General features: G+C 68.1%; 13 protein-coding genes. 12 read left to right on the top strand and 1 reads right to left on the bottom strand.

From position 1 onward, the window contains the following. Nucleotides 1-104: 104 nt before the first annotated feature. The 6 genes from AC1DYI_RS03985 (at nucleotide 105) to AC1DYI_RS03960 (ending at nucleotide 5,633) form a co-directional block, all read left to right on the top strand. Nucleotides 105-1,178 (top strand): extracellular catalytic domain type 2 short-chain-length polyhydroxyalkanoate depolymerase, encoded by a 1,074-nt coding sequence (locus AC1DYI_RS03985; RefSeq protein WP_477202774.1) that lies wholly within the window; start codon nucleotides 105-107, stop codon nucleotides 1,176-1,178. A gap of 20 nt (nucleotides 1,179-1,198) precedes the next feature. Next, nucleotides 1,199-1,717 (top strand): hypothetical protein, encoded by a 519-nt coding sequence (locus AC1DYI_RS03980; RefSeq protein WP_477202773.1) that lies wholly within the window; start codon nucleotides 1,199-1,201, stop codon nucleotides 1,715-1,717. Nucleotides 1,718-1,841: 124 nt separating this feature from the next. Beyond that, complete coding sequence (locus AC1DYI_RS03975) at nucleotides 1,842-3,659, top strand: GMC family oxidoreductase (RefSeq protein WP_477202772.1); 1,818 nt, start codon at nucleotides 1,842-1,844, stop codon at nucleotides 3,657-3,659. A 2-nt stretch (nucleotides 3,660-3,661) separates the two neighbouring features. Further along, on the top strand, nucleotides 3,662-4,276 hold the full coding sequence (locus AC1DYI_RS03970) for a gluconate 2-dehydrogenase subunit 3 family protein (protein WP_477202771.1): 615 nt from the start codon (nucleotides 3,662-3,664) through the stop codon (nucleotides 4,274-4,276). A gap of 71 nt (nucleotides 4,277-4,347) precedes the next feature. Beyond that, entirely contained in the window at nucleotides 4,348-4,941 is a 594-nt protein-coding gene (locus AC1DYI_RS03965) for a 3-keto-disaccharide hydrolase (RefSeq protein WP_477202770.1), read from the top strand. A 71-nt stretch (nucleotides 4,942-5,012) separates the two neighbouring features. Further along, nucleotides 5,013-5,633, top strand: a complete 621-nt coding sequence (locus AC1DYI_RS03960; protein WP_477202769.1) for a hypothetical protein — start codon at nucleotides 5,013-5,015, stop codon at nucleotides 5,631-5,633. Nucleotides 5,634-6,054: 421 nt separating this feature from the next. Here AC1DYI_RS03960 and AC1DYI_RS03955 read toward each other — a convergent pair whose 3' ends face one another. Beyond that, nucleotides 6,055-6,981, bottom strand: a complete 927-nt coding sequence (locus tag AC1DYI_RS03955; RefSeq protein ID WP_477202768.1) for a carbohydrate kinase family protein — start codon at nucleotides 6,979-6,981, stop codon at nucleotides 6,055-6,057. A gap of 233 nt (nucleotides 6,982-7,214) precedes the next feature. Between AC1DYI_RS03955 and AC1DYI_RS03950 the strand changes: the two genes are divergently transcribed. From AC1DYI_RS03950 to AC1DYI_RS03925, 6 genes are all read left to right on the top strand, one after another. Next, a complete protein-coding gene (locus tag AC1DYI_RS03950; protein WP_477202767.1) occupies nucleotides 7,215-8,237 on the top strand; it encodes a substrate-binding domain-containing protein in 1,023 nt (340 codons plus the stop codon). 88 nt (nucleotides 8,238-8,325) lie between these two features. Next, nucleotides 8,326-9,285: an ABC transporter permease gene (locus AC1DYI_RS03945; protein WP_477202766.1), complete on the top strand. Its 960-nt coding sequence runs from the start codon at nucleotides 8,326-8,328 to the stop codon at nucleotides 9,283-9,285. Nucleotides 9,286-9,298: 13 nt separating this feature from the next. Beyond that, nucleotides 9,299-10,087: an ATP-binding cassette domain-containing protein gene (locus tag AC1DYI_RS03940; protein WP_477202765.1), complete on the top strand. Its 789-nt coding sequence runs from the start codon at nucleotides 9,299-9,301 to the stop codon at nucleotides 10,085-10,087. A gap of 460 nt (nucleotides 10,088-10,547) precedes the next feature. Beyond that, the gene (locus tag AC1DYI_RS03935; protein ID WP_477202764.1) at nucleotides 10,548-11,003 is read left to right on the top strand and encodes an RbsD/FucU family protein; all 456 of its coding nucleotides are present in this window, start codon (nucleotides 10,548-10,550) and stop codon (nucleotides 11,001-11,003) included. A 30-nt stretch (nucleotides 11,004-11,033) separates the two neighbouring features. Next, on the top strand, nucleotides 11,034-12,275 hold the full coding sequence (locus AC1DYI_RS03930; protein ID WP_477202763.1) for an ROK family protein: 1,242 nt from the start codon (nucleotides 11,034-11,036) through the stop codon (nucleotides 12,273-12,275). After that, nucleotides 12,272-12,829 carry a GNAT family N-acetyltransferase gene (locus tag AC1DYI_RS03925; RefSeq protein ID WP_477202762.1) on the top strand — a complete coding sequence of 186 codons (558 nt, stop codon included), beginning with the start codon at nucleotides 12,272-12,274 and terminating at the stop codon, nucleotides 12,827-12,829. Before AC1DYI_RS03930 ends, AC1DYI_RS03925 begins: the two co-directional genes overlap by 4 nt. Nucleotides 12,830-12,833 lie beyond the last annotated feature (4 nt).

The following is a 12,833-nucleotide window of genomic DNA, read 5'->3' as shown; positions in this document are numbered from 1 at the left end:
AGCACCAAACTCCCCATTGGCAGCAGGGTGAGTGATCGGGTAGCCTGCAGCCAATGCGGCGGTGCAGCAATGGCACGGCCAGGTCGACAGCACGGGAGATTGCGATGGCCTCGAGCTCACCCCCGGCAGCGCCGCTGCCCCGCTTCGACGCGGACCTCACGCAATGCTCGGTGTCCGGGCTCTCGTCCGGCGCGTTCATGACGGTGCAGCTGCACCTGGMCCATTCGTCGATGTTCGTCGGCGCGGGGGTGATTGCCGGCGGGCCCTACCGCTGCGCCGAGTCGTTCCGCGCCGCCTCGCCGATCGCCGAGGACGCGTACGTGCAGAACTCGCTGTTCATCTGCATGAACCCGCTGATCCCGCAGGCCGGCCCGAATGCCGAGCGCCTGGTGGCGGTGGCACGGCAGACCGCGCGCGACGGCCTGATCGACCCGCTGCGCCACCTGGCCGACGACAGGCTCTACATCTTCACCGGCAGCGAAGACGCTGTCGTCGACTCATCGGTGGTCAACACCACGCGCCAGTTCTACGAGTTGCTCGGCGTTGCGCCCGGCAACCTGCGTTTCGTCGACGACGTACCGGCCGGCCACGCGATCCTGACCACCAACCTCGAAGACAACCCGCTGGGCGTCAACCAGCCGCCCTACATCAACCGGTTGCCCGGCACGCGCATGCAGAGCTGGGACATCCTGGAGCACATCCACGGCCCGCTGAACCCGCCGGCCGAACGCTTGAGCGGCCGCGTGCTGCGCTTCGACCAGCGCGAGTTCTTCGGCAACGAACGCCGCGCCTGCATGAGCGCCTATGGCTATGCCTACGTGCCCAAGGCGGTCGAAGACGGTGCGCGCTGCCGCATCCATGTGGCGCTGCATGGCTGCAAGCAGGGCTACAACTACGTCGACGTGGTCAACGGGCGCGCCGACAGCGCCAACAACCCGCCCTACGGCAACCGCTACTTCACGACCACCGGCTACAACGAGATCGCCGACACCAACCAGATCGTCGTGCTGTACCCGCAGGCTGAAGGGCTCGACGACGGCGACACGCAGAACCCCGAAGGCTGCTGGGACTGGTGGGGCTACAGCAGCACCGACGCGTCCCACCCCGACTACTACTCGCAACAGGCGATCCAGATCCGCGCCATCCACGCGATGCTGCAGCGCCTGGGCGGGCACTGACCCCATCCAGGAGACCTGAGATGCGCAACCCCCGTGGCCTGATGATGGACGCCACCGGCGCCCGCCCCGAAGACCTGCCGCGGGCGCAGTGGCACCTGGCGCAGGCCGCCCTGCCTCACCCCGATCATCCGAAGCGCGCGCCATTGCCCCTGTTGCCGGCGGCACGCGCGTTGACGCTGCATTCGCTGATGACCCAGCTAGCGACGCGCCAATCGGCCCGCGCGATGCAGGCGGTCACGCTGCTGCCGGCCCTGCTTGACCCACGCACCATGGGCGAGGGCCTGGCGTTCGCCACCGCGCTGTGGCAGCAATGGCAGAGCCTGCAGGCGCAGTGGCTGGAAGGGGTGTCCGAGTTGGCCGAAGAGATGGGCGAGATCCGCCACGTCAACACCGTGTCCAAGTTCGCCGACCAGGAAGCAGACCTGGTGCAGCAGAGCATGGACCTGATCACCGCCCAGGCCACCGCCACGATCCGCCTGGTCGAGAACTTGCAGGTCAACGTGGACTGGTGGCTCAGCCAGCGCGCGACACCGGCCTGATCCACGCGGCCGTCGGTCGAACTTCGACCTGAAACCGGCCGCACGGAAACACCCTGCAACCGGCCCGAACCGGCGTTGGCGCGCTGGCAAACTCCGCCGCACAACTGTCGGGCTGGAGGGGCTGATGGGATTCGTGACGCCGCGGACCTTGCAACGCGACTACGACGTGATCGTGGTCGGCTCCGGCGCTGCCGGTGGGCAGACCGCGTACACGCTGGCGCTGGAAGGCGTGAAGGTGCTGATGCTGGAAGCAGGGCGCAACTACGACATCGCCACCGAGACGCCGATGTTCCAGAGCTACGGCGACGCGCCACTGCGTGGTGCCGGCACGCCGGACAAGCCCTTCGGCTTTTACGACGCGACGATCGACGGCGGCTGGGCCGTGCCGGGCGAGCCCTACACGCAAGCCTCGACCGACGAGGCGCGGAAGTTCGAGTGGTGGCGCGCGCGCATGCTGGGTGGCCGCACCAACCACTGGGGCCGCATCGCGCTGCGCAATGGCCCGTACGACTTCAAACCCTACTCGCGCGACGGCCTGGGCTTCGACTGGCCGATTGGCTATGACGAGCTGGCACCGTACTACGACAAGGTCGAGATGCTGATCGGTGTCTACGGCTCGAACGAGGGGCTGGAGAACACGCCCGACTCGCCCGAGGGCTGCCTGCTGCCGGCACCGGCCGCGCGCGTCGGTGAACGGCTGATCCAGCAGCGTGCGGCCAAGCTCGGCATTCCGGTGGTGCCGATCCACCGCGCGGTGTTGACCAAGGCGCTCGACCACCAGACGCTACCGGCCAAGCTGCACCCCGGCAACCCCAACGCCCAACGCCTGGTTGCGCAGGCGATGCGCGAGCGTGCGGCCTGCTTTTGGGCAACGCCCTGCAGCCGCGGCTGCTCGATCAAGGCCACCTACCAGAGCCCGGCCGTGCACCTGCCGCCGGCGCTGGCCAGCGGCAAGCTCGACATCGTCTGCAACGCGATGGCCTACGAGGTGACGCTGGACAAGAAGACAGGCAAGGCCTCGGGCGTGCGCTTCGTCGACAAGACCAACGGCAAGCACGAAGCGGTCACCGCCCGCGCCGTGGTGCTGGCCGCGAGCGCGTGTGAATCAGTGCGCATCCTGCTGAATTCGAAGTCGGCCTCGTTCCCGAACGGGCTGGCGAATTCGAGCGGCAAGCTGGGCCGTTATGTGATGGACACGGTGGGCAGCGACCTCGACGGCCAGGTGCCGCTGCTCGAAGGCCTGCCGCCGCACAACGAAGACGGCGCCGGCGGCTCGCACCTGTATGCGCCGTGGTGGCTGTATGGCCAGCAGGGCAAGGCGTGGCAAAGCGGGGGGCTGGGCTTCCCACGCGGTTATCACGTCGAGCTCAGCACCGGCCGACGCATGCCCAGCTTGGGCACCGGCGCGGGGCTCGAATGGCTGACCCAGGGCAGCTATGGCCATCGCTTCAAGCAGGACGTGCGGCGCACCTACGGCTCGTTCGTCTACTTCGCCGGCCGCGGCGAGATGATCCCAAACGAGCAGTCGTACTGCGAGATCGACCCGCAGACGAAGGACAAGTGGGGCATCCCGGTGCTGCGCTTCCACTGGCAATGGTCCGAGCACGAGACGCGCCAGGCTGCGCACATGCAGAAGACCTTTGCCGAGGTGATCGAGGCGATGGGCGGCCGCGTCAATGGCACACCCGAGTTGGACGGCCGCAAGGCGATCGCCGCCGGCGGCTCGATCATCCACGAGGTCGGCGGCGCGATCATGGGCAGCGACCCGAAGTCTTCGGTCACCAACGCTTGGTGCCAGACCTGGGACGTGAAGAACCTGTTCATTACCGACGGCGCGCCGTTCGCGTCGAACGCCGACAAGAACCCGACGCTGACGATCATGGCGCTGGCCTGGCGCGCGGCCGACCACCTGGTCGAGCAGTTGCGCCGCAAGGAGATCTGACGATGGACCGCCGCCATTCGCTGCAATGGATGCTGGCCGCCACCGCGCTGCCCGGTTTGGCATCGGCCGGCGCGACGCCCGCGCTGAAGAAGGCCGCACACGGCTACGGCACCGACCCGAAGCTGGTCAAGAGCTACCGCAGCGGCGAGCTGTGGCCGCTGACCTTCAACGCTGCGCAACGCCGTTGCGCCGCCGCACTGTGCGGGCTGATCATCCCGGCTGACGAGTTGTCGCCCAGTGCAGCACAGCTCGAAGTGCACCTGTTCATCGACGAGTGGATCAGTGCGCCGTATCCCGATCAGGCCAAGGACAAGACCTTGATCCTGCAAGGCCTGGCCTGGCTGGACGTCGAGAGCCAGCGCCGCCACGGCCACCGTTTCGACCAGGCCAGCGAGGCCGAGCAGCGCGCCATCTGCGACGAGATCTGCTGGGCCGACAAGGCCGCGCCCGAGCGCGCCGAGGCAGCCAAGTTCTTCGCGCGCTTTCGTGACCTGACGGCTGGCGGCTTCTACACCACACCGGCCGGCTCGAAAGACCTGGGCTTCGTCGGCAACGTCCCGTCGGCCGAGTTCGCCGGCCCACCCGCCACCGTTCTGAAAATCGTTGGAGTCAGCTGATGCCTCGCTTTGCCGCCAGTACCTTGGGCCTCGCGTTCGCCTTGTCTTTTTCGACCGCTTTTGGAGCCGACATGAACACCCTCAGCCCCGACGACAAGGCCGCCGGCTGGCAGCTGCTGTTCGACGGCCAGTCACTGGCCGACTGGCGTGCCAGCGACGCACCCGGCTCGTTCAGCGTCAAGGACGGCGCGATCGTCGTGCGAGGCCCGCGTTCGCACCTGTTCTACCTCGGGCCTGTGGCCAACCACGACTTCAAGAACTTCGAGTTGAAGCTCGATGTGCTGACCTCCGCCAAGGCCAACTCGGGCGTCTACTTCCACACCCAGTGGCAAGAGATCGGCTGGCCGAGCAAGGGCTACGAGGTGCAGGTCAACAACTCGCACAGCGACCCCAGCCGCACGGGCGGGCTGTGGGGCATCCAGGACTATCCAAAGGTCGTCGCGCCGGACGGCCAGTGGTTCACGCTGACCACGCGCGTCGACGGCAAGCATGTGCAGACCTGGATCGATCAGCAGCTCGTGGCCGACTACACCGAAGAGGCGATTCCCGCCCGGCCCAAGGGCCTCGAGCAGCGCCTGCTGGCCAGCGGCACCTTTGCGCTGCAAGGCCACGACCCCGAGAGCGAGGTGCACTTCCGCAACATCCGGGTGCGGGTGTTGCCTTAGTCTCTCCCGCAGCGTGGCTCTTCGGTGCATGCTCGGTGCACCTGGGAACACGCTTTGCCGGAGTCGAGTTCATGAACCGCTTTCTGTTGATCGCCGCGCTCGCCAGCGTGGCCGGGCTGGGCGCTTGCGCCACGCGCACGGTCGATGCGCAATGGTCGTCGCCGCAGCTGGCCAACACGCCGCTTCAAGGCGCCAAGGTGTTGGTCGTTTGCGAGGCACCGGAAGAAGTGCTGGGGCGCATCTGCCTGGACAAATTGGCGGCCGAGTTGCGCACCCGTGGCCTGACGCCTGTGCTGAGACCGGACACGGCGCCGCCGCCCGTCACGCAGGCGCGCGACGACAGCCGTTACCTGCCCGAGGCCCGTGCGGCAGGTGTCCGCGCGGTGTGGGTCGCCAGCGTCGGGCCAGAGGCCAACTACGCCAGCGGCTCATCGGGCTCGGGCTTGTCGATCGGCTTCGGCGGCTTCAGCTTCGGCCGCAGCACGTCGGTCGGGCTGGGTGTGTCGGTGCCTATCGGTGGCACGACGGCCAACACGGTCTTTGCCGCTGATGCGCGCGTCAGCGACGTCGGCAACGGGCTGCTGTTGTGGACGGCGCGCTCCGGTTCACCGCCGTCGGGCGACACGCGGGTGCAGATCGAGGCGCTGCTGCAGCGCCTGGTCGACGCTGCGGGCGCCGCCAAGGTCTTTTGATCGGTTTGCCTGCAGAGCGCGGTGCGTGGTGGGTGGCCCGGGGGTGCGTTCTCCGGCCCACGCTCGCGGGGCACCGTGTTGCGCATGCGCCGGTCTCTCGGTCTGAACCGCTGGCGCTTGCCCATGTTGGGGCGACCGCGAATGGGGCCTACGCCCGCACCCCCGAACCACCCACCAAGGACACGCAGCGGCTTGCTTAGGCGTGCACTGCCGCTGGTGGTGCCTGCAGGGTGGTGGTGGTGCATCCGGGCGCAGGCCCCATTCGCGGTCGCCACCACGCCGCAGGGGCAGCACGGTGTTGATGCGGCTGTCCATCGCGTGCCGCGACAGTGCCCCGCGAGCGTGGGCCGGAGAACGGGGGCACCGCCGCCGCCCTGTCGCCACGACCTCGGCACGCTGAAAGCACGATTGCCCAAGCGCGTCAGGTCAACTCCGCGCGCCGCGGCAGATCGGCCCCACGCCGGCCGCAGGTGATCGCCGCGGCGCGCGCCGCAAAGCCCAGCACCTCGGCCCAGAACGCACTCGGCAGCACCTTCAGCGTTGCCGGGTTCAGCGCGTCACGCTCGGCCAAAGCCGTCAACATCGCAGCTTGGAAGGTGTCACCGGCACCGACCGTGTCGACCACCGTCGTGGGCACAGGCGCGATCGGCAGCTCACCGTCGTGCAGGTAGGCGCGCGCCCCTTCGCCACCGAGCGTGACCACCACCGCGGCGACGCCAGCCGCACGCCAGCGCGCCGCCAGCTCGGCATGCGGCACACCGGGGTACAGCAACGCCAGGTCTTCATCGCTGACCTTCAGCAGATGGGTACGCGCCGCCATCCAGTCGATCGTCTCGCGCCAGCGGCCCAGGTCCGGTTCGACATTGATACGCACGTTCGGGTCGTAGGCGACGACGCAACGCTGGTGCAGCCGCTCGGCCAGCGCACGCTGGGTCGACGCGACCGGCTCGACCACCATCGCGTACGAGCCGAAGTGGATCGCGCGAGTCGTGTCGGGCACGGCGCCGGCGGCGGTCAGCGGCACCACGCGGTCGGCGCCGTCCTCGCCATAGAAGCTGTACGAGGGCACACCGCGCGCATCCAGCCCGACCAGGCTCAAGGTCGTCGGTGCGTCCAGCCGCTGCACCAGGTCGGTCCGGATGCCTTCGTCTTGCAGCGCCTGCATCAGCCGCGCGCCCAGAAAGCCTTGCGAGATGCCGCCGAAGAAGGCCACCGGTTGGTCCAGCCGGGCCAGCCCGAGCGCGACGTTGAACGGTGAGCCGCCGATGCGGCCGTCGAGTGCCATGCCGCCGGGCGTGTCGCCGGCGGCGAACACGTCGAACAAGGCTTCGCCGCAGACAACGAACATGTGAGTGCTTCCTTATTTGAGTTCAGATTGGTCACCGACAGCGTCGTCGGCGATCGGAACGGTTGGTGGTCCCACCGCATCCGTGGCCGCCAGCATGCCGCGCCAACGCCGCCGCCGGCCCTGGGGTTTTCCATTAATCAATCCACTTGATTTATTTAATACGATGCGCCGACGCTGAGACGATCAGTGCCAATCCGCCCACCGCTCACCGACAAACTCGCAGGAGACACCGCATGACCCGCTTCCCCGCCGCCCCGACCGCCACGCGCCTGGCCGCCCTGGCAGCTGCCTTGTGTGCGTCCGCCTTCGCTGCGCAGGCCGCCGACGAACCGGTGATCGGCCTGATCACCAAGACCGAGACCAACCCCTTCTTCGTCAAGATGAAGGAAGGCGCTGCCGAGGCCGCGAAGGCCAAAGGCGCGAAGCTGCTGAGCGGCGCCGGCAAGACCGACGGCGACAACGCCGGCCAGGTGACGGCGATGGAAAACATGATCGCTGGCGGCGCCAAGACGATCCTGATCACGCCGAGCGACTCGAAGGCCATCCTGCCGGCGATCAAGAAGGCGCGCGACAAGGGCGTGATGGTGATCGCGCTGGACAGCCCGACCGACCCGGCCGACGGCACCGACGCTCTGTTCGCGACCGACAACTACAAGGCCGGCGTGTTGATCGGCCAGTACGCCAAGGCAGCCTTGGGCGCCAAGCCGGCCAAAATCGTGATGCTGGACCTGTTCCCCGGCCACCCGGTCGGCGCGCAGCGCCACAACGGCTTCCTGAAAGGTTTCGGCCTGGCCGCACCGGACGCGAAGACCAACGAGCTGGGCAAGGACGCTGCCATCGTCTGCATGGCCGACAGCTTCGGTGACCGCGCCAAGGGCCAGACGGCGATGGAGAACTGCCTGCAGAAGGCGCCTGACGTCACCGTGGTCTACACGATCAATGAGCCCGCCGCGGCCGGTGCCTACAACGCGCTAAAGAAGGCCGGCAAGGAAAAGGGCGTGGTCATCGTCTCGGTCGACGGCGGCTGCGAAGGCGTGGCCAACGTCGGCAAGGGCGTGATCACCGCGACCTCGCAGCAGTACCCGCTGAAGATGGCCGCGATGGGCGTCGAGGCGGGTGTCGATTACGCGAAGACCGGCAAGAAGGTCAGCGGCTACACCGACACCGGTGTGACGCTGATCGCCGCCAACGCGGTGGCCGGCGTCGAAAGCAAGGACGTGAAGACCGGCACGGAGCTGTGCTGGGGCAAAAAATGAGTCCGCGGCATTGAGCCATTGACGAATGCACGGGGCCGCCTGCCGGCCCTGTGAGCCACGCTGTCACTCCGCCCAGGACGCCCGCTGCATGGACACCTCGAAGAGCAAACTCCCACCGATCGGCCAGCTCGGGCCCTTCATCGCCCTCTTCATCGCTTGCACTTTCTTCGCGGTCACGACCGACCACTTCTTTAGCGGCGGCAACCTGTCGCTGATCCTGCAGCAGGTGATGGTCGTCGGCGTGATCGCGATCGGCCAGACGCTGATCATCCTGACCGCCGGCATTGATCTCTCCTGCGGCATGGTGATGGCGCTGGGCAGCATCGTGATGACCAAGCTCGTCGCCGACATGGGGGTGCCGGTGCCGCTCGCGGTGCTGGCGGGCATCGGCGTCACCGCGCTGTTCGGGCTGCTCAACGGGCTGCTCGTCACGCGCATCAAACTGCCGCCGTTCATCGTCACGCTCGGCACCTACAACATCGCGTTTGCGATCACCCAGCTGTACTCGGGTGCGCAAACGGTGACCGAGTTGCCCGACTCGATGACCTGGCTCGGCAACACCTTTGCGCTCGGCGGCGCACAGGTGTCGTATGGCGTGGTGCTGATGATCGCGCTGTACCTGGGCGCGTGGTTCTGGCTGCGCGAGACCGGCGCCGGGCGGCATGTCTACGCGGTCGGCAACAACCCCGAGGCGACGCGGCTGGTCGGCATCCCGACCGATCGCGTGCTGCTCGGCGTGTACGTGCTGGCCGGCGTGTTCTACGGCATCGCTTCGTTGCTCGCGGTGGCCCGCACGGGCGTCGGCGACCCGAACGCCGGCCAGACCGAGAACCTCGATGCGATCACCGCGGTCGTGCTGGGAGGCACCAGCCTGTTCGGCGGCCGCGGCGTGATCCTCGGCTCGCTCGCCGGTGCGGTGGTCGTCGGCGTGCTGCGCAACGGCCTGACGCTGATGGGCGTGTCGTCGGTCTACCAGGTGCTGGTCACCGGCATCCTCGTGATCCTCGCAGTCACGGTCGACCAACTCTCGCGCAAAGCGTCACGCTGACCAGGAGACCATGATGGCCACCCAACCCCTCGTGATGCAGGCCAAGGGCCTGGTCAAGCGCTACGGCCAAGTCACCGCGCTCGATGGCGCCGATTTCGAGTTGCGCGCCGGCGAGATCCTCGCGGTGATCGGCGACAACGGCGCCGGCAAGTCCAGCCTGATCAAGGCGCTGTCGGGCGCGACGATCCCCGATGAAGGTGAGATCCAGCTCGACGGCCGGCCGATCCGATTCAAGAACCCGATGGACGCACGCCGAGCCGGCATCGAATGCTGCTACCAGGACCTGGCGGTCGCCCCGGCGATGACGATCACCGAGAACCTGTTCCTCGGCCGTGAGATGCGGCGCGAAGGTTTTCTCGGCAACGTGCTGCGCATGCTCGACAAGAAAAAGATGCTGGAGACCGCGGTCGCGCGCATGGCGGATCTAAAGGTCGGCATCCGCTCGATGACGCAGGCGGTCGAGACGCTGTCAGGCGGCCAGCGCCAGTGCGTGGCGGTGGCACGCGCGGCAGCCTTTGCCGAGCACGTGGTGATTCTTGATGAACCCACCGCAGCACTCGGCGTCAAGGAAGGCAACATGGTGCTCGAGCTGATCCGCCGAGTGCGCGACAAGGGCCTGCCGGTGATCCTGATCTCGCACAACATGCCGCATGTGTTCGAGATCGCCGATCGCATCCACGTCGCACGGCTCGGCAAACGCGCTGCGGTGCTGAACCCGAAGAAGATCAGCATGAGCGATACCGTCGCGGTGATGACCGGCGCGATGCCGCCGGAGCAGATCCCGGCGGAGTGCCTGGCTTGATGATGACGCCTCAACGCCGAAATGGTGCAGCCTTCCACCTGCGAAGGTTGGCACGTGGCGGGCGGCCCGGGGGTGCGTTCTCCGGCCCACGCTCGCGGGGCAATGTGTTCGGCGTACGCCGGTCTCTCGGTCTGAACTGCTGGCGCTTGCCCATGTTGGCGCGACCGCGAATGGGGCCTGCGCCCGCACCCCCGAGCCACCCACCAAGGATATGTAGCGACTTGCTCAGGCGTGCCCTGCCACCGGTGGTGCCTGCAGGGTGGTGGTGGTGCCTCCGGGCGCAGGCCCCATTCGCGGTCGCCACCCCCGTGCGAGGGCACCACGGTGATGACGCGGCTGTGCGTCGCGTGGCTCGACGGTGCCCCGCGAGCGTGGGCCGGAGAACGGGGGCACCGCCACCACCCTGCCGCCACGACCTGTTCCCTCCGAAGCCTCGCCAAAACACCACGGAACCACTGACATGCTGAAGGGACTCGATCCCCTGCTGACGCCCGACCTGCTGAAGCTGCTGGCCGAGATGGGCCATGGCGAAGAGATCGTCATCGCAGACGCCAACTTCTCGGCCCACTCGCTGGCCCAGGGCAAGCCGGTGCTGCACCTGCCGGGTGCCGGGGTAGAGCGCGTGAGCCGAGCCGTGCTGTCGCTGCTGCCGCTGGATGCGGCGGTGGTCCAGCCGGTGGCCTTCATGCAGGTCAGCGAGTACTCGCCGGGCACACTCAGCGCCTTGCAACGCCGCATGCTGGCCTGGCTCGACGAGGCCGGTCACGCGAAACCCGCGCAATGCGAAGCCACCGAGCGTTTTGCGTTCTACGATCGCGTTCGCGCCGCACAAGCCATCGTGCTGACCGGCGAACTGCAACCCTATGGCAACTTCCTGTTCAAGAAGGGCGTGATCTGCGAAGCCCTGGTTCCTTAAGCGCCGCGGCCTGCGCCGCGGCGTTCGTCTATGTCGATCGACCCTGACCACCCTCCTCACGCTGAAAACACCAGGCTGCGCCCACGCGGCTCCAGCCAGGGTGGGCTGCGCCAGTACAACGAGCGCGTGATCCTGCAAGCCATTCGCCTGCACGGCGCGCTGCCCAGCGCCGAGTTGGCGCGGCTGACGCACCTGACCGCGCAGGCCGTCTCGCTGATCACCAAGAGCCTGCTCGACGACGGCCTGCTGCTCAAGGGTGCGCCGCAGCGCGGCAAGGTCGGCCAACCCTCGGTGCCGCTGGCGCTGAACCCGGATGGCGCCTACTCGATCGGCGTCAAGGTCGGCCGGCGCAACCTCGATGTGCTGTTGGTCGACTTCGAAGGCCGGGTGCGCGAACGCTCGACCCGCGACTACGACTTCCCTGACCCTGCGCTGGTGCTGGCCGAGATCGTGCTGCGGGTGCAGGGCCTGACGCGGCGGCTGGGCGACGCGGGCCGCGAGCGCTTGCAGGGCATCGGCATCGCGGCACCCTTGTCGATGGGCGGTTGGCAGTCGCTGCTGGGCTTTCCGCAAACGCTGGTCGACGCGTGGGAGCGCACCGACCTGCGCACCGAGGTCGAGCGCCAGACCGGACTCGAGGTCGCGCTGTTGAAAGACACCGCTGCCGCCTGCGTGGCCGAGCTGGTCGCCGGGCGCGGGCGCAGCGTCAAGAGTTTTCTCTACGTCTTCGTCGACACCTTCATCGGCGGCGGCCTGGTGATCGACAGTCATTTGCGCGCCGGCCTGCACGGAAACGCCGGCGCGATCGGCTCGTTGCCRCTGGGCCTGGCCGCGGCCGGCAGCAGCGCGCCACCGCCGCAGCTGCTGAGCGTGGCCTCGTTGCTGACGCTGGAAGCACGCTACCTCGAAGCTGGCCTCGAGGTGGCCGCCAGCGGCGACGAGCGAGTGCTCGAAGCGCCCTGGCTGCCGCACACCAGCGCCTGGCTGCACGAAGCCGGCACCGCGGTCGCACTGGCGGCGAACAGCGCCGCCTGTTTGCTCGACCTGGACGGCGTGATCATCGACGGCAACCTGGCCCGGCCGCTGCTCGCCGCGCTGCTGCGCGAGGTCGACGCCGCGCTGTCGCGCTACAGCTGGGAGGGCGTGGTCCGGCCCGAGCTGATGGCCGGCACGATCGGCTCGGACGCGCGTGCGATTGGTGGCGGCCTGCTGCCGCTGTACGCGAACTTCGCACCGGACCGCGACCTGTTCCTGAAAGTGGTCGAGGCATGACGCCCATCGAACTTGAGACGCCGCGCTTGCTGCTGCGCCAATGGCGCGAAGAGGACCGCGAACCCTTCGCCGAGCTGAACGCTGACCCTCGGGTGATGGAGCACTTCCCGGGGTTGATCCCGCGCGAACGCAGCGACGCCACGGTGGACGCCTGCATGGCCGCGTTCGCCACCCGCGGCTGGGGCAACTGGGCCGTCGAACGCGTGGACACCGGCGAGTTCATCGGCTTCACCGGCCTGTCGATCCCGCAGCGCCAGTTCCACTTCTCGCCCTGCGTCGAGGTCGGCTGGCGCCTGGCCCATGCGCACTGGGGCCACGGCTTCGCCAGCGAAGCGGCACGCGCGGCGCTGGCGGCCGGCTTCGAGCGCCTCGGGCTCGAAGAAATCGTCTCGATGACGGCCTGCACCAACACCCGCTCGCAGGCGGTGATGCACCGCATCGGCCTCGTCGACAGCGGCGAAGTTTTCGATCACCCCGGTGTGCCCGAGGGCCACCGGGTGCGGCCGCATGTGCTGTTCAAGCTCGGGGCGGCGCAGTGGCGCGCCGGTCGCTGACCGG

Source organism: Ideonella sp. P3_A4 (assembly GCF_056403075.1).
Note: the sequence above shows the minus strand (reverse complement) of the source record. Positions and strands in the feature narration are given on the sequence as shown.